Source organism: Pseudomonas fluorescens, assembly GCF_012974785.1.
GTDB classification, from domain to species: Bacteria; Pseudomonadota; Gammaproteobacteria; order Pseudomonadales; family Pseudomonadaceae; genus Aquipseudomonas; species Aquipseudomonas fluorescens_BT.
Genome location: NZ_CP027561.1, coordinates 1,814,388 through 1,837,461, shown reverse-complemented (window position 1 = coordinate 1,837,461; position 23,074 = coordinate 1,814,388). Strand labels below are relative to the sequence as shown.

The following is a 23,074-nucleotide window of genomic DNA, read 5'->3' as shown; positions in this document are numbered from 1 at the left end:
TGCTCTGGTTCCTTCCAAAAGCGCTGCATCAACCCTGCAGCTGGTTGCTCTAGAAGGTATCGGCCCTTTTAAAAAATGCGTAAGACCAAAACGCGATATCAAAAGGCCTTGATCCTACGAACCTCCGGCATTATCGATTCAGCGCGGGTTTGCCGGACTTGAGCGCTGTTCGCGGCAATATCGCCAGGAAGTTGTCCCGTGCGACTTTTTTCGCCACCGCTTCCGGCAAGGCGTCGAGAAACGGCTTGAAGCCGTGGATTTGCTTGCCGAGTTTGTTGAATCGCCCGACCACGTCCGAACCGAGCATGAAGCGATCCGGATAACGTTCCACCAGTTGCACCCACTCCGCTCGCGGCTGGCCCTTTTCATCCAGCAGATAAGGCGTCAGCAGGCTCCACGACAGATCAATGAACAGGTTCGGGTACGCCTCCAGCATTCGCGCGAGGGTCGGCAGCAGAAAATCCAGTTGCGTTTGATGACGATGGATTTCGGCACTGGTACCGGCATGGGCCCAGATGAACCGAGTGTGCGGATGATTACGCAGCGGCTCTTCGATTTCCTTCAGGTACAGCGGATTCTTCTCACGCTTGGAGGTGATGTTGGAATGCAACATCACCGGCAGATCGTTTTCGGCGGCCAGGTGATAGATGCGAGTCATGGCTTCGTTGTTGGCGCGTGGCGTGTCGCCAGAGGTCAGCGCGGTCAGGTCGTCGTGACGGGTGAAGACTTCGCCGATGCCCTGCCACAAGCCGGGATACAAATCGAGCATGCGCTGGATGTGCGCGGCGGAGTTCTTGTCGTTGGGATTGAAGCCTGAAAGGAACGGGTGAAAGTACTGGCGCTGTTCCGGGGCGAGTTTCTGCACCGCGTCGGCGACGATCACGTCAGTCGCGCTGTACCAATAGGCATCGGCATCATCGCCAGCGTAATAACGCGGGCGCTTCGGCTCGTCTTCGTGCCATTTCTTCGCCACGGGAATGCCGGAAATCATCACATGCTCAATGGAGTTTTCCTTCATGGCCGTCAGCAATTTCGGCATGCCGGCGGTTTCCTGGAAAAAATCCACGTAATGCAGATGCGCGTCACTATAGATGTATTCCCGGGCATTGGCGGCGCCGGTGAAAACCATCAGGCAGGCAAGACTCAAACGAAACACGGACACAAGCATTCTCCGGCAGACAGGCATAGCCTAGACCCTCGCCGGACAACGAGGGTTCACCCGGCAAGAAAGTGGAACGCGCCTGTGTGGGAATGCTCTATACCTGCAAGGTCTTTTTTGATCGAATCCCTTTTCCTACAGCTTGCGAGGTTCATATGACCGTTACCGTCAATACCGTGTCTGCCGAAGGTTTTCGCCACACTGTACAGATCGATGAACATGAACTGTTCGCCGATGTCCCGACGACCGCCGGCGGCGAAGGCTCGGCTCCGGAGCCGCACGATTACTTCGACGCCGCCCTCGGCGCCTGCAAGGCCCTGACCCTGAAGCTGTACGCAAAGAAAAAGGACATCCCGCTGACCGGCGTCGGTGTTGAAGTCAAACGCGACAACAGCCAGGAACAGAAAGGCAAATACGCCCTGCACGTGACCCTCACCCTCAAGGGCGTGCTCACCGATGCCCAGCGCGAAGAACTGCTGCGCGTCGCCGATCGATGCCCGATTCACAAGCTGATGACCACCAGCGAAGTCACCATCGAAACCCACGCGCCAGTCGGTTTCGACAGCCAGTAATCACCCCGACGACACCGGCGGGTTATGCTCCACGCATCACCCGCTCAGCCTGGAATGGACCATGGACACCCAACCCCTGATCATCCGCCCGCGCGCCGAAGACGTCGAAGGCCAGCCGATCCTGCGTCCGCTGCCGTCAGCCAAATGCCGCAGCGTCGGGCCTTTCGTGTTTTTCGACCACATGCTCGAAACGGTTTATCCGGCGGGCAAAGGCATGAACATCCGACAGCACCCGCACATCGGTCTGTCGACTTTGACCTATCTGTTCGAAGGGCAGATCCAGCACAAGGACAGCCTGGGTTCGGATCAGGTGGTCAGTGCTGGCGATGTCAGCTGGATGACGGCCGGCACGGCGATCGCTCACGTCGAGCGCACACCCGAACCGCTATGGGATCAGAGCTTCAAGATGCACGGCCTGCAAATCTGGCTCGCGTCGCCCAAAGATCACGAACAAGGCCCGGGGCATTACAGCCATCACCCGGCCTCGACCTTGCCGGTCAGCGATAACCTCGGCGTGCAGATCCGCATGATCGCCGGGTCAGGCTTTTGTCTGGAATCACCGGTGCCGGTGCTTTCTCCTACGCTCTATGCCGAACTGAAGATGCAAACCGCGACCACACTGCTGATCCCGACCGAGCATGAAGAACGGGCGCTGTATGTCTTGAGCGGTGATGTGCAATTGAACGGCGAAGCGGTCGAACCCCATGCGCTTGTGGTATTGCCGACCGGGGAAGAAATGAGTTTGTTCGCCGAGAGCGACAGCCACGCGGTGTTGTTCGGCGGTACGCCACTGGACGGGCCACGGCGGATCAACTGGAATTTTGTTGCGAGCGATCCGGCGGCAATCGATGAGGCGCGGCGCAAGTGGGCGGCCGGTGACTGGCCGACAGTGCCGGGGGAAGTCGAGCGGATCGAGCTGCCGAAATCACGCAGCGAGCCGACACCGCTTTAAACCAGCACTCCCACGCCAGGCGTGGGAGTGCTTTCAACCGAATCAGCCTTTGAACACTTCATCCAGCAAGTCATGCATCGACTTGAACGCCCGCGCTGCGGTCTTCGCGTCGTACATCATCTTGCCCGGCACATTGGCGTGCGGATCGGTGAACGAGTGCACCGCGCCGCCGTAGCTCAACAACTGCCAGTCCACGCCAGCGGCGTTCATCTCGTCTTCGAATGCCGGCAACTGCTCTTTCGGCACCAACGGATCGGAAGCACCGTGCAGCACCAGCACCGAGCCCTTGATGTTCTTTGCGTCCGCCGGGTTCGGCGAATCCAGTGTGCCGTGGAACGACACCGCCGCTTTCACTGGGGCTCCGGTACGGGCCAGGTCCAGTGCACAGCAACCGCCGAAGCAGAAACCGAACACCGCCAGTTTCGAGGTATCGACCGCCGCCTCGCCCTGCTTCTGCAAGTGTTCGAACGCGGCCTGCATACGCTTGCGCAGCAGTGCGCGATCATTCTTCAGCGGCATCATCGCCGCACCGGCCTGATCGGCGTTCTGCGGACGCACGGCCTGGCCGTACACGTCAGCGATCAGCACCACATACCCCTTGGCCGCCACCGATTTGGCGATCTCTTCAGCGCCAGCGCTGACACCCATCCAGTTCGGCGCCATCAGCAGGCCCGGACGTGCGCCTTTGTGCTCGGCGTCGAACGCCAGGCGCCCTTCATAAGGCTGGCCGTCAATCTGATAGACCACGGAACGTACAGTGACTTGGCTCATTTCTGACTCCAGATTGGTTGAACTCCAGAATGAAAAAACCCGCCGAAGCGGGTTTTTCTACCGTTTGATCAAGCGGACAGCTCGACCAGCAGCTTGTTCAGACGGGTCACGTAAGCGGCCGGGTCTTTCAAGCTGTCGCCAGCCGCCAGAGCGGCCTGGTCGAAGAGGATGTGCGACAGGTCGCTGAAGCGATCTTCGCTGGCCTCGTTGTCGAGCTTCTCGATCAGCGGGTGGCTCGGGTTGAATTCGAAGATCGGCTTCGAATCCGGCACCTTCTGCCCGCTGGCTTCGAGGATCTGACGCATTTGCAGACCCAGGTCCTGCTCGCCGATCGCCAGAATAGCCGGCGAATCGGTGAGGCGATGGGAAACCCGGACTTCGGCCACGGAATCGCCCAGTGCGGTTTTCAGACGCTCGACCAGACCTTCCTTCGACTTGGCGACTTCTTCTGCGACCTTCTTGTCCTCTTCCGAGTCCAGGTTGCCCAGGTCCAGGTCACCGCGCGCGACGTCGACAAAGCTCTTGCCGTCGAACTCGTTGAGGTAGCTCATCAGCCACTCGTCGATGCGGTCAGTCAGCAGCAGCACTTCGATGCCTTTCTTGCGGAAGACTTCCAGGTGCGGGCTGTTCTTGACCTGCGCGTAGGTTTCGCCGGTGAGGTAGTAGATCTTGTCCTGACCTTCCTTGGCGCGCGCCAGGTACTCGGCCAGCCCGACGATCTGCTCGCCGTCGTCGCCGTTGGTCGATGCGAAACGCAGCAGACCGGCAATCTTTTCCTTGTTGGCGAAATCTTCTGCCGGGCCTTCTTTCATGACCTGCCCGAAGTTTTTCCAGAAGCCCTTGTATTGCTCAGGCTCGTTCTTCGCCAGTTTTTCCAGCATGTCCAGCACACGCTTGGTCAGCGCCGACTTCATCGAGTCGATGATCGGGTCTTTCTGCAGGATTTCCCGCGACACGTTCAGCGACAGGTCGTTGGAGTCGACCACGCCTTTGATGAAGCGCAGGTACAGCGGCAGGAACGACTCGGCCTGATCCATCACGAACACGCGCTGTACGTACAGCTTCAGGCCTTTCGGCGCTTCACGCTGGTACAGATCGAACGGTGCGCGGGCCGGCAAGTACAGCAGCGAGGTGTACTCGAGCTTGCCTTCGACCTTGTTGTGGCTCCACGACAGCGGGTTTTCGAAGTCGTGGGCGATGTGTTTGTAGAACTCCTGGTATTCCTCGTCCTTCACTTCGGTGCGAGGACGGGTCCACAGGGCGCTGGCGCGGTTGACGGTTTCCCACTCAACTTCTGGCTTCTCTTCGCCTTCGGCAGCGGCCACTTCTTTCGGCAGCTCGATCGGCAGCGCGATGTGGTCGGAATACTTCTTGATGATGTTGCGCAGGCGCCAGCCATCGGCGAACTCGTTTTCACCGGGTTTCAGGTGCAGGACGATGCGGGTGCCGCGCTCTGGCTTGTCGATGGTGGCGACTTCGAATTCGCCCTCGCCTTTCGACGACCAGTGCACGCCTTCGCTGGCGGCAGTGCCGGCGCGACGACTGTACACGTCAACTTTGTCAGCAACGATGAATGCGGAGTAGAAGCCCACACCGAACTGACCGATCAGGTGCGAATCCTTTTTCTGATCGCCCGAGAGATTCTTCATGAAATCGGCGGTGCCGGATTTGGCGATGGTCCCCAGGTGGGTGATCACATCGTCACGGTTCATGCCGATGCCGTTGTCTTCGAGGGTGACGGTCTTGGCGTCCTTGTCGAAGCTCACACGGATTTTCAGTTCATCGCCACCTTCGAGCAACTCTGGCTTGGCCAGGGCTTCGAAGCGCAATTTGTCGACGGCGTCAGAGGCGTTCGAGATCAATTCGCGAAGGAAGATTTCCTTGTTGGAATACAGCGAATGGATCATGAGGTGCAGCAGCTGCTTCACCTCGGTCTGGAAGCCCAGGGTTTCCTTTTGAGTTTCCACACTCATGGTCATCAAACTCCAATCAGATGGCATTGGCCGCGACCCTGCTGGTCGGCGGCGGGTTGTTCTGTGAGTTGGGGGCGTGCTTCAGGATTTCAAGGGCTCATCGATTTTGAAGTGTGCGCGGGCGGTGGCAATCGGTTCGCTTTCGGTGCTTTGCCAGGCAGTGACCGCGACATTGGCCACCCGCCGGCCCTGACGGCAGACCTGACACCGGGCCCAGGTGTCGCGAAACTGCCCGGCCCGCAGGTAATCGAGGGAGAAATCGATGATTTTCGGCACACCGGGCGCACCGGTGAAAATCAGCAGGTGCAGGGCGGCAGACAGCTCCATGAATCCGGCGATCACTCCGCCGTGGATCGCCGGCAATAAAGGGTTACCAATGTTGTCCTTGTTGGCCGGCAGCTTGAACAGCAGGTCATCACCGACCCGCGAACACTCGACGCCGATGAGTCCGGCGTAGGGGATCAGTTTGAGCAGCGGCGCGTAGTCACCCTTTTCGTGGGCTTCTTGCAGTTGCAGCTTGAAATCATCGCTCATGGGTTTTCTCCCTTGATCGCGCCACCAAAGCCTTTTGTCCCTTTAAGCCCCTTGCCCATGCGCATGAAGGTGCCGACGACATGCGCAATCGGTTGCTCGGGATCATCCTGATACGCGAAGCCGCGAGCGAAGATCACATCGGTGGTGACTCGATAACATTGGGCGAAGCCATAGACGTCTTTATGCGGTTCGGCGGCGTGCATGTAGTCGATGCGCAGATCAAGGGTCGGGCAGACTTCGAATTCCGGCAGCACGCACAGGGTGGCCATGCCACACGCCGTGTCCATCAGCGACGTGATCGCCCCGCCGTGGACCACGCCGGTCAGCGGGTTACCAACGATCTGTGCGCTGTACGGCAGGACCACCGTCAGGCCTTCGCTGCTGGCGCTGTGCACTTTCAAACCCAGTACCTGGCAGTGGCGCAGGGCCGAGAGAAAGCGTGTCGCGCGCTCAAAAACAGGGTTTTCGGCCATTTGATAATTACTCTTGTTAATCACTGCTGCCGGTAGTGGCAAGAACAGCAAAAGTTCCATTGCAAAACAAACTTATATATCTGTGAGAAATGAGGAACTTAACCCTTGGGCCCGAGCTCTTAAGGCCAGTAGTTATTTTCCATAAGGAGAAACACCCCATGCGTAAGACTTTAGCTATTGCCTTGATGTTGACCGCTTCCCTCGGTCTCGCTGCCTGCGATAAAAAATCCGAGGACAAAGCTCAAGATGCCAACCAACATGCTGAACAAGCTCAGCAAGACATGAACAAAGCTCAGGATAAAGTGAACGACGCAGCGAAAGAAAACGCCGAAGCTGCCAAAGCTCAGGCTGAATCGAACGCTGCAGCGCAAGAAGAAGCTGCCAAGAAGCAATAAACCGCTTCTCGCTGGCAAAAAAGAAAACCCGCCAAGTGCGGGTTTTCTTTTGCCTGTGATTTTTTGCCCATGCCACCTTAGAGCAAGACAGTTCTAAAAGTCGGACTAATCATCAACAACAATGAGCAAACTAAGCCGACCAGCCAGACCAGACTGCGCAGCGCGGGAATGTCCGCGAGGTAGAACCACAAATAGAGAATCCGTGCGATCACGAAGATGATCGCCAATGTATCGATGAGCCATCCCGCCGTCTGCGTGGTATGCGCCATCAGCACGCCGACGGCAAACAGAATGAAGGCTTCGATGCTGTTCTGGTGGGCGGCCAACGCCCGGGCTCCGTAACCGGTGAGCTGCGCCTGCTGCTGACGCGGCAGATGGTTGTTGTAGCCACCCTGCTCTTTCATGGCCTTGCCCACGGGCATGCGCGCCACGTAGATCAACAACGCACTGATCAACACACACCAGAACGGAATACTCATCAAGCAGCCTCTTTGTTCGCTTCGGGCAATGGCGCCTCTGTAGGGGTATAGACCATTACATCGAGCACGTCGGAATGAAACTCGCGGCGATACAACACCAGCACAACGCCAGCGCTCATCAACATGAACAGCCACGGGCTGACGAACCACGCCAGCATGCTCATCCCGAAGTAGTAGGAACGCAGACCGAAGTTGAACTGGTTGGCCGCCATCGAAATCACCCGTGCCGCCCGTGAAGCGAACGCCTTGCGCTCCTGCTCGGAAACCTGACGCTCACCGATCATCGGGGCCGAGCCGACCAGAATGGCGGCGAAGTTGTATTGGCGCATGCACCAGCTGAAGGTGAAGAAGGCATACACAAACACCAGCGCCAGGCACAGCAACTTGATCTCCGACATACCCTGGGAGGCCTGCTGCACCATCGGGATGTCTGCCAGCAACGACACTGCACGCTCCGAAGCACCGAGCACAGTCAGAATGCCGGCCAGGATAATCAACGTGCTGGAGGCGAAGAACGACGCATTGCGCTCAAGGTTGCCGATCACGCTGGCGTCGGCGATGCGGTTGTCACGCAGCAGCATGCGACGCATCCAGTCTTCGCGGTACAGGTGCAACACACTGGCCAGGCACGCGGTGTCACGGCCCTTCCAGGTGGCATAACGGGTGTAACCGCCCCAGCAGATGACGAACCAGAGCGCGGCCAGCAGATGAATCAGGTTGGCTTGTATGAACGACATGCAATTCCCTGTGATGAAGATTTCGGCTCCCCTTCGACGTTAGTCGAGGGAAAAAGACACTGCCTCACACCCATAAAAAATGCCCCGTATCGATTGATACGGGGCATTTCTGTTTAATCACCCAAGGCCGCTTGTGGCAGCCCGGCAATCTTAGGCAAGTGCTTCGGCGCGCTTGCCCAGCAGGCGATCACAAACGACGGCAACTACCAGGGTCATCACGCAAGGCACCAGCCACGCCAGGCCTTGCTCGCTCAGCGGCAGGTGGGCCAGTTGCGATGGCATCCAGTCAGCCAGACCGGCGCCTTTCAGCGCATCGATGGTGCCGAACACGAACGACACCAGCATCACCGGGCCCATGATGCGGCTCTGTTCATGCCAGAACGCGGCACAGAAGCTCAGGGCCACCAGCACGATGCACGGCGGGTAAATCGCAGTCAGCACCGGGATCGAGAACGCGATCAGCTTGGTCAGGCCCAGGTTGGACACCAGCAACGAAAACGCGGCGAGGATGATGACCAGCGTCTTGTAGGACAGCGGCACTACGCGACTGAAGTATTCAGCGCAGGCACAGGTCAGGCCGACCGCCGTCACCAGACACGCCAGGGAGATCAGTACCGCGAGAAAGCCACTGCCCAGCGAACCGAAGGTATGTTGCACATAAGCGTGCAACACCGCCGCGCCGTTGGTAGCGCCAGCGGCCACTTCATGACTGCCGGAACCCAGACGGAACAGGCTGACATACACCAGCGCCAGACCGACACCGGCAATCAGCCCGGCGATGATCGCGTAACGGGTGATCAGGGCCGGCGACTCGACGCCACGGGAGCGGATCGCGTTGACGATGACGATGCCGAACACCAGGGCGCCCAGGGTATCCATGGTCAGGTAACCATTGATGAAGCCTTGAGAGAACGGTGCCGCGACGTATTCCGGAGTGGCCACGCCGATATCACCGGCCGGCAGCGCGAACGCAGCGATGCCGAGTACGGCCAGGGCAATGATCTTCAGCGGCGCCAGGAAACGTCCTACGGTATCCAGCAGACGGCCCGGATAGAGCGAGATGAAGAATACCAGCAGGAAATACACCGAGCTGTAGAGGAACAGCGCCAGCGGGCTTTCACCGGTCAGCGGCGCCAGGCCCACTTCGAAAGACACGGTTGCGGTACGCGGCGTGGCGAACAACGGGCCGACCGCCAGATAGCACGCGGCTGCCAGTACGCCACCGGCAATCTTGCCGATCGGCGTGCTCAAGGCATCCATCGCTCCGCCGACCTTGGCCAGCGCCACGACGGTGACCACCGGCAGACCAACCGCCGTGATCAGGAAGCCCAGCGCCGCCATCCAGACGTTTGGCCCGGACTGCAAACCGACGATAGGCGGGAAGATGATGTTGCCGGCCCCGACGAACAGGGCGAATGTCATAAAGCCAAGTGCCAGGATGTCCTGACCTTTCAAAACTTTCATTAAGGAAATACCACACTACTGAATCGGAATTTAGAGGGGGATTTCCCTGTGGGGTTAGGGAAATGCTGTCAATCCGTATGGGACTGACCCGTTTAGCGCGTTGCATGCCTTGTGGGCGGCAGACGCAAAAATGGCTGCTAGCCTAACGAATTTGTCTGACAAACGCACTGTTTGAGGGCGAACTATCCGATACGCGACATGTCCGTGTCGCGTTTTTGCATGTAATTGGGCAGGTGCCTATAACTCACCTTCGTCAACTCACCCAACAGAAACGACAAAGGCCACCCGAAGGTGGCCTTTGTTGCTGGAGCAGAGAAGTCAGCCGAAGCTTACTTCTTCACTTCCCAGCCAGTCAGCTCGGCCAGGGCCTTGCCGATGTCTGCCAGCGAACGCACGGTTTTCACGCCTGCGTCTTGCAGCGCAGCGAATTTCTCGTCTGCAGTGCCTTTGCCGCCGGAGATGATTGCACCCGCATGGCCCATGCGCTTGCCCGGAGGAGCAGTCACACCAGCGATGTAGGAAACAACCGGCTTGGTCACGTTCGCCTTGATGTAGGCAGCCGCTTCTTCTTCAGCCGAACCGCCGATCTCGCCGATCATGACGATCGCTTCGGTCTTCGGGTCTTCCTGGAACAGCTTCAGGATATCGATGAAGTTCGAACCCGGGATCGGGTCACCACCGATACCGACGCAAGTCGACTGACCGAAACCGGCGTCAGTGGTCTGCTTCACAGCTTCGTAGGTCAGGGTGCCGGAACGGGAAACGATACCGACCTTGCCTGGCAAGTGGATGTGACCTGGCATGATGCCGATCTTGCACTCGCCCGGAGTGATCACGCCTGGGCAGTTAGGGCCGATCAGGGTAACACCCAGCTCGTCGCACTTAACTTTCGCGTCCAGCATGTCCAGGGTAGGAATGCCTTCGGTGATGCAGACGATCAGCTTGATGCCGCCGAACGCTGCTTCCAGGATCGAGTCCTTGCAGAAAGGAGCCGGAACGTAGATCACGCTGGCGGTGGCGCCAGTGGCTTCTACAGCTTCTTTCACAGTGTTGAACACAGGCAGGTTCAGGTGAGTGGTGCCACCTTTGCCTGGTGTCACGCCGCCAACCATTTTGGTGCCGTAGGCAATGGCTTGTTCGGAGTGGAAAGTACCCTGCGCACCGGTGAAGCCCTGGCAGATTACTTTGGTGTCTTTATTGATCAGGACGCTCATTACTTGCCCTCCGCAGCTTTAACGACTTGTTGAGCAGCGTCGGTCAGGCTGGTAGCAGCGATGATGTTCAAACCGCTTTCTGCCAGTACTTTAGCGCCCAGTTCAGCGTTGTTGCCTTCAAGACGAACAACAACCGGGATTTTCACGCCGACTTCTTTCACTGCACCGATGATGCCTTCGGCAATCATGTCGCAACGAACGATGCCGCCGAAGATGTTAACCAGTACTGCAGCGACATTGCTGTCGGACAGAATGATTTTGAAAGCTTCGGTCACGCGCTCTTTGGTAGCACCACCACCTACGTCGAGGAAGTTGGCTGGCTTGCCGCCGTGCAGGTTGACGATGTCCATGGTACCCATGGCCAGGCCGGCACCGTTCACCATGCAGCCGATGTTGCCTTCCAGCGCTACATAGTTCAGTTCGAACTTGGCAGCGTGCGCTTCGCGCGGATCGTCCTGGGACGGATCGTGGAAAGTCTTCAGCTTAGGCTGACGGTACATTGCGTTGGCGTCGATGTTGATCTTGGCGTCCAGGCAGTGCAGATCGCCGTCAGCCTTGATCACCAGCGGGTTCACTTCCAGCAGAGCCAGGTCGTGATCCTTGAACAGCTTGGCCAGACCTACGAAGATCTTGGCGAACTGAGCAACCTGCTTGCCTTCCAGACCCAGCTGGAATGCCAGCTCGCGACCCTGGAATGGCTGAGCGCCAACCAGTGGATCGATAGTGGCTTTCAGAATTTTTTCTGGAGTGTCGTGAGCGATTTTCTCGATGTCCACGCCACCTTCGGTGGAAGCCATGAACACGATGCGACGGCTCGAACGGTCAACGACAGCGCCCAGGTACAGCTCTTTAGCGATATCAGTGCACGATTCAACCAGGATCTTGGTGACTGGCTGGCCATTGGCATCAGTCTGGTAAGTCACCAGACGCTTGCCCAGCCACTGCTGTGCGAAGGCTTTGGCGTCTTCTTTGCTGCGAACCAGCTTGACGCCGCCCGCTTTACCGCGACCACCGGCGTGAACCTGGGCTTTGACAACCCACTCGTTGCCGCCGATTTTGTCGCAAGCTTCTGCTGCTGCTTCCGGGGTGTCTACTGCGAAACCAGTGGAAACTGGCAGGCCGTATTCAGCGAACAGCTGCTTACCCTGATACTCGTGAAGATTCATGCTTTTTACCGTCTTCGTTAGGTACTGCGCATTCGGCGCTGCGCTCTTTATGAGTGCCGCGCCACCTGTGACTGCTGCTTGCGTAGCCTTTCCGGATACCCGGTGCAGCTACGCAAGGCTGCGTCCAGCGGACATTCCGCGGTGAGTCTTGCACGCAAGGCTCACGACGGGCCGTACCGCCGTGGTTTCTTATTGTGTGTCTTAACGCTTCTTGCGGTTGGCAATGTGGATGGCGCCGCCATTCACTGCCAGAGCTGCTTCGTGCAAGGCTTCGGACAGGGTCGGATGGGAGAAAACCATCATGCCCAGGTCTTCAGCGCTGGTGCCGAATTCCATACCGATCGCGCCCTGCTGAACCAGTTCTGCAGCGCTCGGGCCAATCACGTGCACGCCCAATACGCGGTCAGTCTTGGCATCGGCGATGACCTTGACGAAACCACCGGTATCGTTGGCGGCCATGGCACGGCCGGATGCTGCGAACGGGAAGGTGCCGACGTTAACTTCAACGCCTTCAGCTTTCAAGGCCTGCTCGGTTTTACCGACCCATGCGATTTCCGGGTGAGTATAAATAACCGAAGGGATCAGGTCATAGTTCATCTGGGCCTTGTGGCCCTTGATGCGCTCGACGACCATGATGCCCTCTTCCGAGGCCTTGTGAGCCAGCATCATGCCGCGAACCACGTCACCGATGGCGTAGACGCCCGGTACGGTGGTGGCGCAGTGATCGTCAACGTGCACGAAACCGCGCTCGTCCAGGGTCACGCCGCTGTCGGCTGCCAGCAGATCAGTGGTCACCGGACGGCGACCAACGGCTACGATCAGCTTGTCGAAAGTGATGGTCTGTTCGCCGTTGGCGTCGGTGTAGTTCACAACCACTTCGTCGCCGTTCACTTTCGAGCCGGTTACGCGAGCGCCCAGCTTGATGTCCAGACCCTGTTTGGTCAGGGTTTTCAGCGCTTCCTTGGAAACCGCGGTGTCCGCTGCCATCAGGAAGGTGTCCAGGGCTTCCAGGACAGTCACTTCTGCACCCAGACGCGACCAGACCGAACCCAGTTCCAGACCGATCACGCCAGCGCCGATCACGCCCAGACGTTTAGGTACGGATTGGAATTCCAGAGCGCCAGTCGAATCGACGATGACTTTCTGATCGACCGGAGCCGGTGGAATGTCGATCGGACGCGAACCTGGAGCCAGGATGACGTTTTCGGCTTCGATGACTTCAACCGAGCCGTCCGGCTTGGTGACTTCGACTTTCTTGCCGGCCAGCAGTTTGCCGTGGCCCTGGATCGAAGTAACGCCGTTGGCCTTGAACAGGGTGGCAACACCGCCGGTCAGGTTCTTGACGATGCCAGCCTTGCGGCCAACCATCGCAGCGACGTCCATTTTGACTTCGCCGGTCGAGATACCGTGGACGTTGAAGCTTTCTTTCGCTTCCTTGTATTTCCAGGAGCTGTCCAGCAGCGCCTTGGAAGGAATGCAGCCTACGTTCAGGCAGGTGCCGCCCAGGGCTTGCTTGCCTTCAGCATCGGTGTACTTCTCGATGCAGGCAGTGCTCAGGCCGAGTTGCGCGGCCTTGATGGCTGCCACGTAGCCGCCAGGGCCCGCACCGATCACTACTACGTCAAATTTCTGCGACATTCAAAAAATCCTCTTTAGCGAAAAGCTTCAAGCCGCAAGCTGCAAGCCAGACTGCCGTTCCCGGCAGCCTGAAACCTGCAGCTCATGGCTGCTTCTATCAGATATCCAGCAACAGACGAGCCGGATCTTCCAGCAGGTTCTTGATGGTCACCAGGAAAGTCACAGCTTCTTTGCCATCGATCAGGCGGTGATCGTAGGACAGTGCCAGATACATCATCGGACGGATAACGACCTGACCGTTGATGGCCATCGGACGCTGGATGATGTTGTGCATGCCCAGAATCGCTGCCTGCGGCGGGTTAACGATCGGGGTCGACATCATCGAACCGAAGGTACCACCGTTGGTGATGGTGAAGGTACCGCCGGTCATTTCGTCCATCGACAGTTTGCCGTCACGAGCCTTCTTGCCGAAGGTGGCGATGCCGCCTTCGATTTCAGCCAGGCTCATGTGCTCGGCGTTGCGCAGAACCGGAACCACCAGGCCACGGTCGCTGGACACTGCCACACCGATGTCGGCATAGCCGTGGTAAACGATGTCGTTGCCGTCGATCGAAGCGTTGACCGCAGGGAAGCGTTTCAGCGCTTCGGTGGCAGCCTTCACGAAGAACGACATGAAGCCCAGGCGTACGCCGTTGTGGGATTTCTCGAACAGGTCCTTGTACTTCGAACGCAGCGCCATGACTTCGGTCATGTCGACTTCGTTGAAAGTGGTCAGCATCGCCATGTTCGACTGGGCTTCAACCAGGCGCTTGGCAACGGTGGCACGAACGCGAGTCATCGGAACGCGCTTCTCGATGCGGTCGCCAGCGGCGAACACAGGAGCGGCAGCGGCCGGAGCAGCAGCTTTCGGCGCAGCAGCCGGAGCGGATTTCTTCGCTTCAACTGCGGCAACCACGTCTTCCTTGGTCACACGGCCGTCTTTGCCGGTGCCTTTAACGGAAGCCAGGTTGATGCCGTTTTCTTCGGCCAGCTTGCGAGCGGCTGGTGCGGCGATCGCGTCTTCGTCAGCGCCGGCAGCAGCCGGGGCAGCGGCAGCAGCGGCCGGAGCAGCAGCGGCAGCCGGAGCAGCGGCAGCAGCGCCGCCTTCAACGATGGAGCCCAGGACTTCGTCGGACAGAACGGTTTCGCCCTCGCCCTTGACGATTGCGCCCAGCACGCCGTCAGCGGTGGCCAGCACTTCCAGAACGACCTTGTCGGTTTCGATGTCGACGATCAGTTCGTCACGCTTGACGGCGTCGCCCGGTTGTTTGTGCCAGGTGGCAACGGTGCCATCGGCAACCGATTCCGGGAAAGTGGGGGCTTTGATCTCGATAGCCATTGTCTGTGGTTCCTTAAATTCGGTTTCAGGTGCGCGAAGGCGTTAAACGGTAAACGCGTCTTGCAGCAGTTTTTCCTGCTGCTCGGCGTGCATCGATGCGTAACCACATGCAGGTGCAGCAGAAGCCTCACGGCCCGCGTACTCGAGTACGAGAGATTTGTTGAGGTTGCTGATGCTGCGACGCAGGTGGTGCTGGCTGCAGTACCAGGCGCCCTGGTTCATCGGCTCTTCCTGGCACCAGACAGCCGCTTTGGCGTTGGTGTAAGGAGCCAGGACTTCTTTCAAGTCGTCCTCAGGGAATGGGTACAGCTGCTCGATACGCACGATGGCGATATCTTCGCGGCCTTCGGCACGGCGTTTTTCCAGCAGGTCGTAGTAGACCTTGCCGCTGCACAGAACCACGCGCTCGACCTTTTTCGGGTCCAGTGCATCGATTTCCGGGATAACGGTCTGGAAGGAACCTTCGGCCAGATCTTCCAGCGTCGAGATTGCCAGTTTGTGACGCAGCAGCGACTTCGGAGTCAGCACTACCAGCGGTTTGCGCAGCGGGCGAATCACCTGACGACGCAGCAAGTGGTAGATCTGCGCCGGAGTCGTCGGCATGCACACCTGAATGTTGTGCTCGGCGCACAGCTGCAGGTAACGCTCAAGACGCGCCGAGCTGTGCTCAGGGCCCTGGCCTTCGTAGCCGTGTGGCAGCAGCATGGTCAGACCGCAGAGACGGCCCCACTTGTGCTCGCCGCTGGTGATGAACTGGTCGATGACAACCTGTGCACCGTTGGCGAAGTCGCCGAACTGGGCTTCCCAGATCACCAGCGCGTTCGGCGTGGTGGTCGAGTAACCGTATTCGAACGCCAGCACGGCCTCTTCCGACAGGAACGAGTCGTACAGGTCGAAACGCGGCTGACCTTCATACAGATGCTTGAGCGGAATGTAGGTGCCGGCATCTTTCTGGTTGTGCAGAACAGCGTGACGGTGCGAGAACGTACCGCGGCCGATGTCCTGACCGGTCATGCGGATCGGGTGACCTTCGAACGCCAGGGTCGCGTACGCCATGGTTTCAGCGTAGCCCCAGTTGATCGGCAGGCCGCCGGCTTGCATCTTCTGACGATCTTCGTAGATCTTCGCAACCTGGCGCTGAACCACGAAGCCTTCCGGAATTTCCAGCAGCTTGGCGGACAGTTCCTGCAGAGTCTTCAGATCGAAGCGAGTGTCGTGACGCGCAGTCCAGGCGTGGCCCAGATACGGACGCCAGTCCACGAACAGCTCTTTGTTCGGCTCTTTGACCAGCGATTTCACTACGTGCAGACCGTTGTCCAGCGCGTTGCGGTATTCGTCGACTTTCGCCTGAACGCGCTCGGCATCCAGTACACCGGCCTGGGTCAGACGATCAGCGTACAGCTCACGGGTGGTGCGCTGCTTGGTGATCTGCTGATACATCAGTGGCTGGGTGCCGCTTGGCTCGTCGGCCTCGTTGTGGCCACGACGACGGTAGCAGACCAGATCGATCACCACGTCACGCTTGAACTGCATGCGGTAGTCGATGGCCAGCTGGGTCACGAACAATACGGCTTCCGGATCATCGCCATTCACATGGAGGATCGGCGCCTGGATCATCTTCGCAACGTCGGTGGCGTACTCGGTGGAGCGCGAGTCCAGCGGATTGCTGATGGTGAAACCGACCTGGTTGTTGATCACGATGTGCACGGTACCGCCGGTCTTGAAACCGCGGGTCTGCGACATCTGGAAGGTTTCCATCACCACGCCTTGACCGGCGAATGCCGCGTCACCGTGGATGGAGATCGGCAATACCTTCTCGCCGGTCGCATCGTTGCGACGGTCCTGACGAGCACGTACCGAACCTTCGACCACCGGGGAAACGATTTCCAGGTGGGACGGGTTGAACGCCATGGCCAGGTGAACTTCACCGCCGGCGGTCATCACGTTGGACGAGAAGCCCTGGTGGTATTTAACGTCACCGGAACCCAGCTCGACCTTCTTCTTGCCTTCGAACTCGTCGAACAGCTCGCGCGGGTTCTTGCCGAAGGTGTTGACCAGTACGTTCAGACGGCCACGGTGGGCCATGCCGATGACGACTTCCTTGGTGCCGTAGGAACCGGAACGCTGGATCAGTTCGTCGAGCATCGGAATCAGGCTTTCGCCGCCTTCCAGACCGAAACGCTTGGTGCCCGGGTATTTGGTACCCAGGTATTTTTCCAGGCCTTCACCGGCCGTCACGCGCTCAAGCAGGTGGCTCTTGATGTCGGCGGAGTATTCCGGACGGCCACGTACGCTTTCCAGACGCTGCTGGAACCACTGGCGCTGCTCGGAATCGGTGATGTGCGTAAATTCAGCGCCGATGGTGCGGCAATATGTCTGCTGCAACGCTTCGTGAATTTCGCGTAGGCTCGCTTCCTCTTTGCCGATGAACAGGTCGCCGGCACGGAAGGTCGTATCAAGATCGGCATTGGTCAAGCCGTAATGATTGATCGACAGGTCTGCAGGTGCAGGACGCTGCCACAGCCCCAGCGGGTCAAGCTGGGCTGCCTGGTGGCCACGCATACGGTAGGCCTGGATCAATCGCAGCACTTCAACTTGCTTCTTCTCGTGCTCACTGCTCACGCTGCCGGCGGAAACCGGTTGGGCGCGGCGCTGGTTCTTTGCCAGCAGCACGAAATGATCGCGAATTGTGGAGTGCGAAACATCGGTGGCAGAGCCGCCGTCGGCGGGCAGCTTCTGAAAGTAGGTGCGCCACTCTTCTGGCACAGCGTTAGGGTCGTGCAGGTAGAGCTCATAAAGCTCTTCCACATAGGCAGCGTTTCCACCTGAAAGGTAGGCGCTGTTCCACATGCGCTGCATCACGCTTTCTTGCATGCTTGGTCACCCTCGGTTAGGGGAACACCATCGGTGCCGACACCGAGCAAGCTTGCAGAAGTCCGAATGCAGCGACCAAAACAAGCCACTTAGGATCACACTGATAGTCCGGGTACCAGCCCGGATGCCCCTGCTTGTCTCATTTCTTCAAAATAAGAGCTGCAGCTTATGGCTGTTGCTCTGGTTATAGCCCTGGCGCGGGTTGAAGCCCGCGCCACAGCCTCTACGGTGAAGCAGTACTACTTTTACAGCTTCTGAATCACACGCCGCTCGAAAGCAGCATGTTACGGATGTGACCGATGGCCTTAGTCGGGTTCAGGCCTTTCGGACATACGTTGACGCAGTTCATGATGCCCCGGCAGCGGAAGACGCTGAACGGGTCATCGAGGGACGCCAGACGCTCGGACGTCTTGGTGTCACGGCTGTCTGCCAGGAAGCGGTACGCTTGAAGCAGTGCAGCCGGACCCAGGAACTTGTCCGGGTTCCACCAGAAGGACGGGCAAGAGGTCGAGCAGCAGGCGCACAGGATGCACTCGTACAGACCGTCGAGCTTTTCACGCTCTTCAGGGGACTGCAGACGCTCGATGGCCGGAGCCGGCGTGTCGTTCTGCAGGAAAGGCTTAACCTTCTCGTATTGCTTGTAGAAGATGCTCATATCGACGACCAGGTCACGGATAACCGGCAAACCTGGCAGAGGACGAATGATCAGCTTGTTACCTTTGACGACAGCGGACAGCGGCGTGATGCACGCCAGGCCGTTCTTGCCGTTGATGTTCATGCCGTCGGAGCCGCAGACGCCTTCACGGCAGGAGCGACGATAGGAGAAACCTTCGTCCTGCTCTTTGATCAGGGCCAGCACGTCCAGCACCATCAGGTCCTTACCACCGGTATCGACCTGGAATTCCTGCATGAACGGCGCAGCGTCCTGATCAGGGTTGTAACGATAAACACTGACTTTCAACATGGCGGTCACCCTTAATAAGTCCGGACTTTTGGTTCGAAAGTCGGAACAGTCTTCGGCGAGAAGTTCACGGCACGCTTGGCGACACGTTTCTCACCCGGGAAGTACAGGGTGTGGCACAGCCAGTTTTCGTCGTCACGATCTTCGAAGTCTTCACGGGCGTGAGCGCCGCGGGACTCTTTACGTACTTCGGCAGCAATGGCGGTAGCTTCAGCCACTTCCAGCAGGTTTTGCAGTTCCAGCGCCTCGATACGTGCAGTGTTGAACGCCTGCGACTTATCGTTGATCTTCACGTTGGCGATGCGCTTGCGCAGATCGGCCAGCTGGGCAATACCCTTCTGCATGTATTCGCCGGTACGGAATACACCGAAGTAGTTCTGCATGCAGCTTTGCAACTCGCGACGCAGGGTAGCGACGTCTTCGCCGTCGGTACGGTTGTTCAGGGCGTTCAGACGCGCCAGGGCAGCTTCGATGTCGGCTTCGGTAGCGTCGTCGTATTCGATGCCATCGGTCAGCGCCTTCTCCAGGTGCAGGCCGGCAGCGCGACCGAATACCACCAGGTCGAGCAGCGAGTTGCCGCCCAGACGGTTGGCACCATGAACCGATACGCAAGCCACTTCACCGACGGCGAACAGACCAGGAATGATCTGATCCACACCTTCGGCGTCCTGGGTGATCGCCTGGCCGTGAATGTTGGTGGCAACGCCGCCCATCATGTAGTGGCAAGTCGGAACAACCGGAACCGGAGCAACCACCGGGTCAACGTGTGCGAATGTCTTCGACAGTTCGCAGATGCCTGGCAGACGGCTGTGCAGCACTTCCTCGCCCAGGTGGTCGAGTTTGAGCATTACGTGGTCGCCGTTCGGACCGCAACCGTTGCCGGCGATGATTTCTTTAACCATCGAACGGGCAACCACGTCGCGACCGGCAAGGTCTTTGGCGTTCGGAGCATAACGCTCCATGAAACGCTCGCCGTGCTTGTTGATCAGGTAACCACCTTCACCACGGCAACCTTCGGTAACCAGTACACCGGCGCCGGCGATGCCGGTCGGGTGGAACTGCCACATTTCGATGTCTTGTACCGGCACGCCAGCACGCAGAGCCATGCCGACGCCGTCACCGGTGTTGATCAGGGCGTTGGTGGTGGAGGCATAGATACGACCTGCACCGCCGGTAGCCAGAACGGTGGCTTTCGCGCGGATGTAGGTGGTTTCGCCGGTTTCGATGCAGATTGCGATCACACCGACGAATTCGCCTTCCTGGTTTTTTACCAGGTCGACAGCGTAGTACTCGTTCAGGAACGTGGTACCGGCTTTCAGGTTGCCCTGATAAAGGGTGTGCAGCAGCGCATGACCGGTACGGTCGGATGCTGCGCAGGTACGGGCAGCCTGCCCGCCTTTACCGTAATCCTTCGACTGACCGCCGAACGGACGCTGGTAGATACGGCCGGTTTCGGTACGCGAGAACGGCAGCCCCATGTGATCCAGCTCGAAAACGGCAGCCGGGCCTTCCTGACACATGTATTCGATAGCGTCCTGGTCACCGATGTAGTCGGAACCCTTGACGGTATCGTACATGTGCCAGCGCCAGTCATCGTTCGGGTCGGCCGACGCGATGGCGCAGGTGATGCCGCCCTGGGCGGAAACAGTGTGCGAACGGGTCGGGAAGACCTTGGTGATCACGGCAGTCTTGTGACCGCCCTGTGCCAGCTGCAGCGCAGCGCGCATGCCGGCACCGCCGCCGCCAATGATGATGGCGTCGAAAGAAATCGTTGGAATGTTAGCCATGAATCAGATACCCCAGAGAATCTGCACACCCCAGACGAAGTAAGCGAACATCGCGACGCCGCATACTGCCTGGAAAAGGAAACGTACTGCAGTCGCAGACTTGCCCAGCGCCATCGGCGTCAGGTAGTCGGTCGCGATGGTCCACATGCCGACCCAGGCGTGAGCGCCCAGGGCAACCAGTGCCAGCAGACTGAAGATACGCATTCCGTTGTGGGCGAACAGGCCATGCCATTGTTCATAACCGATGCCCGGGTGAGCGGCGAGGTAGCCGATCAGGAATATGAAATAAGCCGCGAGAACGACCGCAGACACACGCTGTGCCATCCAGTCATAGAGGCCCGAACGCGAAAGGTTTGTAACGCTGGTTACCATATCCAAACTCCTGCCAGAACGATCAGCACCACGGAAACGGCGATGATCAGTTTCGAGCCCAGGCGGCCGCCTTCCAGCGTCTCACCGATGCCCATGTCCATGATCAAGTGGCGCACACCGGCAACCAGGTGATACAGAAGAGCGGACAGGAGGCCCCATGCTACGAACTTGGCCAGCGGGCTGGTCAAGCATGCCTTCACCTCGACATAACCTTCCTCGGAACCCAGGGATTTGCCCAATGCATAAAGCATGATGCCGAGGCCCAGGAAGAGGATGATGCCGGAAACACGGTGAAGAAACGACGTAACGCCGGTGATGGGGAGTTTGATGGTCCTTAGGTCTAGGTTTACAGGTCGTTGGCTTTTCACGGCTTTTTTTTCACACTGAAGAGCCCCTAACAATCAGGGCAAAGTTGTTGGGGAGTGCACTGGTCAGGTAACCACCACCCAGGGATGCGACCCCCAATGAAAGCAAGCCCAAAAGCCCTTGGCGGTCGGTCGCCGAGTATAGACAGTTAGGCTACTAATGACAACGCAATCGCCTACCCCCAATAGCGGATTGCACAAGTCGTATAAAAGGCGTAAATGGCAGGCAATTTCGAGGAAAAAGTACGGTTAAAGCCTTCTGGAGCAAGACTTTAGGCAAATTGACATTCGAATTTATCTCACTATAGTGGTGCGGGCCCTGCGTGGGGGGTCTGTCTGATGATTTCAAGCATAAATAGGAGGCCACATGGCTGACAAAAAAGCGCAGTTGATCATCGAGGGCGCAGCCCCCGTCGAGCTGCCCATTTTAACCGGCACCGTTGGTCCCGATGTAATCGATGTTCGGGGCCTGACGGCCACGGGCCGCTTCACTTTCGACCCCGGTTTCATGTCGACCGCTTCCTGCGAATCGAAGATCACCTATATCGACGGCGACAACGGCATCCTGCTGCACCGCGGCTACCCGATCGAACAACTGGCTGAAAAGTCGGACTACCTGGAAACCTGCTACCTGCTGCTGAACGGCGAACTGCCGACTGCAGAGCAAAAGGCCCAGTTCGTCGGCACCGTGAAGAACCACACCATGGTTCACGAGCAGCTGAAAACCTTCTTCAACGGCTTCCGCCGCGACGCCCACCCGATGGCCGTCATGTGTGGTGTAGTCGGCGCCCTCTCGGCCTTCTACCACGACTCCCTCGACATCAATAACCCGCAGCATCGCGAAATCTCCGCGATCCGCCTGGTTGCCAAGATGCCGACCCTGGCCGCGATGGTTTACAAGTACTCCATGGGTCAACCCATGATGTACCCGCGCAACGACCTGTCGTACGCGGAAAACTTCCTGCACATGATGTTCAACACCCCGTGCGAGATCAAACCGATCAGCCCGGTACTCGCCAAGGCCATGGACCGGATCTTCATCCTCCATGCCGACCACGAGCAGAACGCTTCGACCTCCACCGTGCGCCTGGCGGGCTCTTCGGGTGCCAACCCGTTCGCCTGTATCGCCGCCGGTATCGCCGCACTGTGGGGCCCTGCCCACGGCGGTGCGAACGAAGCCGTGCTGACCATGCTCGATGAAATCGGCGATGTCTCGAACATCGACAAGTTCATCGCCAAGGCCAAGGACAAGAACGATCCGTTCAAGCTGATGGGCTTCGGTCACCGCGTCTACAAGAACCGCGACCCTCGCGCGACTGTCATGAAGCAGACCTGCGACGAAGTATTGAAGGAACTGGGCATCCAGAACGATCCGCAACTCGAACTGGCCATGCGCCTGGAAGAGATCGCTCTGACCGATCCGTACTTCATCGAACGCTCGCTGTACCCGAACGTCGACTTCTACTCGGGGATCATCCTCAAGGCGATCGGCATTCCGACCAGCATGTTCACCGTGATCTTTGCCCTGGCACGTACTGTCGGCTGGATCTCCCACTGGAAGGAAATGCTCTCGAGCCCGTACAAGATTGGCCGTCCGCGTCAGCTGTACACTGGTTACGAGTCGCGGGATATCACCAAATTGGAAGACCGCAAATAAGGGCTGTCTTGCGATAGCGTCTTAGCGTTGTACCGGGAACGGCCTCCATGAGAATGGGGGCCGTTTTTGTTTGTTTCATCTCAGCGGCCTTTGGGCCGACTGGTTTTTTTGTTGATTGGGTACATATCCGTTGCTTCGGGTGCTGCCGCTGGCGGTTTCGCTCTTACAGCGAGTCACTTTTTTCAAACGCCAAAAAAGTAACCAAAAACGCTT

The 23,074-nt window shown here is 58.4% G+C and carries 21 protein-coding genes; 4 read left to right on the top strand and 17 right to left on the bottom strand.

The window, feature by feature from the left end; all coding sequences use genetic code 11:
• Window positions 1–130: 130 nt before the first annotated feature.
• A complete protein-coding gene (locus C6Y56_RS08275; protein WP_169429458.1) occupies window positions 131–1,186 on the bottom strand; it encodes an amidohydrolase family protein in 1,056 nt (351 codons plus the stop codon).
• Window positions 1,187–1,314: 128 nt separating this feature from the next.
• Between C6Y56_RS08275 and C6Y56_RS08270 the strand changes: the two genes are divergently transcribed.
• Together C6Y56_RS08270 and C6Y56_RS08265 are read left to right on the top strand one after the other, a co-directional pair.
• Complete coding sequence (locus tag C6Y56_RS08270) at window positions 1,315–1,731, top strand: OsmC family protein (protein ID WP_007959010.1); 417 nt, start codon at window positions 1,315–1,317, stop codon at window positions 1,729–1,731.
• Window positions 1,732–1,792: 61 nt separating this feature from the next.
• Window positions 1,793–2,683 carry a pirin family protein gene (locus tag C6Y56_RS08265; RefSeq protein WP_169429457.1) on the top strand — a complete coding sequence of 297 codons (891 nt, stop codon included), beginning with the start codon at window positions 1,793–1,795 and terminating at the stop codon, window positions 2,681–2,683.
• A gap of 42 nt (window positions 2,684–2,725) precedes the next feature.
• Here C6Y56_RS08265 and C6Y56_RS08260 read toward each other — a convergent pair whose 3' ends face one another.
• From C6Y56_RS08260 to C6Y56_RS08245, 4 genes are all read right to left on the bottom strand, one after another.
• Window positions 2,726–3,454: a dienelactone hydrolase family protein gene (locus C6Y56_RS08260; RefSeq protein WP_169429456.1), complete on the bottom strand. Its 729-nt coding sequence runs from the start codon at window positions 3,452–3,454 to the stop codon at window positions 2,726–2,728.
• 68 nt (window positions 3,455–3,522) lie between these two features.
• On the bottom strand, window positions 3,523–5,427 hold the full coding sequence (gene htpG / locus C6Y56_RS08255) for a molecular chaperone HtpG (RefSeq protein ID WP_169429455.1): 1,905 nt from the start codon (window positions 5,425–5,427) through the stop codon (window positions 3,523–3,525).
• An 81-nt stretch (window positions 5,428–5,508) separates the two neighbouring features.
• A complete protein-coding gene (locus C6Y56_RS08250) occupies window positions 5,509–5,961 on the bottom strand; it encodes a PaaI family thioesterase (RefSeq protein WP_169429454.1) in 453 nt (150 codons plus the stop codon).
• Window positions 5,958–6,434, bottom strand: coding sequence for a PaaI family thioesterase (locus C6Y56_RS08245; RefSeq protein ID WP_085710556.1), 477 nt, complete (start codon window positions 6,432–6,434; stop codon window positions 5,958–5,960). The genes C6Y56_RS08250 and C6Y56_RS08245 overlap by 4 nt, the downstream gene beginning before the upstream one ends.
• A gap of 158 nt (window positions 6,435–6,592) precedes the next feature.
• On the opposite strand from C6Y56_RS08245, the gene C6Y56_RS08240 reads away from it, so the two are divergent.
• Window positions 6,593–6,829, top strand: coding sequence for a hypothetical protein (locus tag C6Y56_RS08240; RefSeq protein ID WP_007959016.1), 237 nt, complete (start codon window positions 6,593–6,595; stop codon window positions 6,827–6,829).
• 77 nt (window positions 6,830–6,906) lie between these two features.
• Here the strand turns inward: C6Y56_RS08240 and C6Y56_RS08235 are convergent, their stop codons facing one another.
• From C6Y56_RS08235 to sdhC, 12 genes are all read right to left on the bottom strand, one after another.
• Window positions 6,907–7,308: an MAPEG family protein gene (locus C6Y56_RS08235; RefSeq protein ID WP_169429453.1), complete on the bottom strand. Its 402-nt coding sequence runs from the start codon at window positions 7,306–7,308 to the stop codon at window positions 6,907–6,909.
• On the bottom strand, window positions 7,308–8,045 hold the full coding sequence (locus tag C6Y56_RS08230; protein WP_011333121.1) for a DUF599 domain-containing protein: 738 nt from the start codon (window positions 8,043–8,045) through the stop codon (window positions 7,308–7,310). Before C6Y56_RS08230 ends, C6Y56_RS08235 begins: the two co-directional genes overlap by 1 nt.
• Before the next feature lie 150 nt (window positions 8,046–8,195).
• On the bottom strand, window positions 8,196–9,509 hold the full coding sequence (gene brnQ, locus C6Y56_RS08225) for a branched-chain amino acid transport system II carrier protein (protein ID WP_169429452.1): 1,314 nt from the start codon (window positions 9,507–9,509) through the stop codon (window positions 8,196–8,198).
• 329 nt (window positions 9,510–9,838) lie between these two features.
• Window positions 9,839–10,723 carry a succinate--CoA ligase subunit alpha gene (gene sucD / locus C6Y56_RS08220; RefSeq protein WP_011333119.1) on the bottom strand — a complete coding sequence of 295 codons (885 nt, stop codon included), beginning with the start codon at window positions 10,721–10,723 and terminating at the stop codon, window positions 9,839–9,841.
• Window positions 10,723–11,889 (bottom strand): ADP-forming succinate--CoA ligase subunit beta, encoded by a 1,167-nt coding sequence (gene sucC / locus C6Y56_RS08215; RefSeq protein WP_007959029.1) that lies wholly within the window; start codon window positions 11,887–11,889, stop codon window positions 10,723–10,725. The genes sucD and sucC overlap by 1 nt, the downstream gene beginning before the upstream one ends.
• Window positions 11,890–12,090: 201 nt before the next feature.
• Window positions 12,091–13,527 (bottom strand): dihydrolipoyl dehydrogenase, encoded by a 1,437-nt coding sequence (gene lpdA, locus C6Y56_RS08210; protein WP_011333117.1) that lies wholly within the window; start codon window positions 13,525–13,527, stop codon window positions 12,091–12,093.
• Between the two features lie 97 nt (window positions 13,528–13,624).
• Window positions 13,625–14,845: a 2-oxoglutarate dehydrogenase complex dihydrolipoyllysine-residue succinyltransferase gene (gene odhB / locus C6Y56_RS08205; protein WP_169429451.1), complete on the bottom strand. Its 1,221-nt coding sequence runs from the start codon at window positions 14,843–14,845 to the stop codon at window positions 13,625–13,627.
• 42 nt (window positions 14,846–14,887) lie between these two features.
• Window positions 14,888–17,719, bottom strand: coding sequence for a 2-oxoglutarate dehydrogenase E1 component (locus C6Y56_RS08200; protein ID WP_085732274.1), 2,832 nt, complete (start codon window positions 17,717–17,719; stop codon window positions 14,888–14,890).
• A gap of 259 nt (window positions 17,720–17,978) precedes the next feature.
• Window positions 17,979–18,683 (bottom strand): succinate dehydrogenase iron-sulfur subunit, encoded by a 705-nt coding sequence (locus C6Y56_RS08195; RefSeq protein ID WP_169429450.1) that lies wholly within the window; start codon window positions 18,681–18,683, stop codon window positions 17,979–17,981.
• A gap of 11 nt (window positions 18,684–18,694) precedes the next feature.
• Window positions 18,695–20,467, bottom strand: coding sequence for a succinate dehydrogenase flavoprotein subunit (sdhA, locus tag C6Y56_RS08190; protein ID WP_085682949.1), 1,773 nt, complete (start codon window positions 20,465–20,467; stop codon window positions 18,695–18,697).
• 3 nt (window positions 20,468–20,470) lie between these two features.
• Window positions 20,471–20,839, bottom strand: coding sequence for a succinate dehydrogenase, hydrophobic membrane anchor protein (sdhD, locus tag C6Y56_RS08185; RefSeq protein WP_085710546.1), 369 nt, complete (start codon window positions 20,837–20,839; stop codon window positions 20,471–20,473).
• Window positions 20,833–21,207, bottom strand: coding sequence for a succinate dehydrogenase, cytochrome b556 subunit (sdhC, locus tag C6Y56_RS08180; protein WP_011333113.1), 375 nt, complete (start codon window positions 21,205–21,207; stop codon window positions 20,833–20,835). The genes sdhD and sdhC overlap by 7 nt, the downstream gene beginning before the upstream one ends.
• A gap of 364 nt (window positions 21,208–21,571) precedes the next feature.
• Between sdhC and gltA the strand changes: the two genes are divergently transcribed.
• Complete coding sequence (gltA, locus tag C6Y56_RS08175; protein ID WP_007959044.1) at window positions 21,572–22,861, top strand: citrate synthase; 1,290 nt, start codon at window positions 21,572–21,574, stop codon at window positions 22,859–22,861.
• The last annotated feature ends 213 nt before the right edge of the window (window positions 22,862–23,074 follow it).

Excerpts from the sequence above, each read along its gene's own strand:
- C6Y56_RS08195 (WP_169429450.1), bottom strand. The coding sequence starts at position 18,683 with ATGTTGAAAGTCAGTGTTTATCGTTACAACCCTGATCAGGACGCTGCG.
- C6Y56_RS08260 (WP_169429456.1), bottom strand. The coding sequence starts at position 3,454 with ATGAGCCAAGTCACTGTACGTTCCGTGGTCTATCAGATTGACGGCCAG.
- C6Y56_RS08200 (WP_085732274.1), bottom strand. The coding sequence starts at position 17,719 with ATGCAAGAAAGCGTGATGCAGCGCATGTGGAACAGCGCCTACCTTTCA.
- C6Y56_RS08265 (WP_169429457.1), top strand. The coding sequence starts at position 1,793 with ATGGACACCCAACCCCTGATCATCCGCCCGCGCGCCGAAGACGTCGAA.
- brnQ (WP_169429452.1), bottom strand. The coding sequence starts at position 9,509 with ATGAAAGTTTTGAAAGGTCAGGACATCCTGGCACTTGGCTTTATGACA.
- odhB (WP_169429451.1), bottom strand. The coding sequence starts at position 14,845 with ATGGCTATCGAGATCAAAGCCCCCACTTTCCCGGAATCGGTTGCCGAT.
- C6Y56_RS08275 (WP_169429458.1), bottom strand. The coding sequence starts at position 1,186 with ATGCCTGTCTGCCGGAGAATGCTTGTGTCCGTGTTTCGTTTGAGTCTT.
- htpG (WP_169429455.1), bottom strand. The coding sequence starts at position 5,427 with ATGAGTGTGGAAACTCAAAAGGAAACCCTGGGCTTCCAGACCGAGGTG.
- C6Y56_RS08245 (WP_085710556.1), bottom strand. The coding sequence starts at position 6,434 with ATGGCCGAAAACCCTGTTTTTGAGCGCGCGACACGCTTTCTCTCGGCC.
- sucC (WP_007959029.1), bottom strand. The coding sequence starts at position 11,889 with ATGAATCTTCACGAGTATCAGGGTAAGCAGCTGTTCGCTGAATACGGC.
- C6Y56_RS08235 (WP_169429453.1), bottom strand. The coding sequence starts at position 7,308 with ATGAGTATTCCGTTCTGGTGTGTGTTGATCAGTGCGTTGTTGATCTAC.
- sdhD (WP_085710546.1), bottom strand. The coding sequence starts at position 20,839 with ATGGTAACCAGCGTTACAAACCTTTCGCGTTCGGGCCTCTATGACTGG.
- gltA (WP_007959044.1), top strand. The coding sequence starts at position 21,572 with ATGGCTGACAAAAAAGCGCAGTTGATCATCGAGGGCGCAGCCCCCGTC.
- sdhA (WP_085682949.1), bottom strand. The coding sequence starts at position 20,467 with ATGGCTAACATTCCAACGATTTCTTTCGACGCCATCATCATTGGCGGC.
- sucD (WP_011333119.1), bottom strand. The coding sequence starts at position 10,723 with ATGAGCGTCCTGATCAATAAAGACACCAAAGTAATCTGCCAGGGCTTC.
- C6Y56_RS08250 (WP_169429454.1), bottom strand. The coding sequence starts at position 5,961 with ATGAGCGATGATTTCAAGCTGCAACTGCAAGAAGCCCACGAAAAGGGT.
- C6Y56_RS08270 (WP_007959010.1), top strand. The coding sequence starts at position 1,315 with ATGACCGTTACCGTCAATACCGTGTCTGCCGAAGGTTTTCGCCACACT.
- C6Y56_RS08230 (WP_011333121.1), bottom strand. The coding sequence starts at position 8,045 with ATGTCGTTCATACAAGCCAACCTGATTCATCTGCTGGCCGCGCTCTGG.
- lpdA (WP_011333117.1), bottom strand. The coding sequence starts at position 13,527 with ATGTCGCAGAAATTTGACGTAGTAGTGATCGGTGCGGGCCCTGGCGGC.
- C6Y56_RS08240 (WP_007959016.1), top strand. The coding sequence starts at position 6,593 with ATGCGTAAGACTTTAGCTATTGCCTTGATGTTGACCGCTTCCCTCGGT.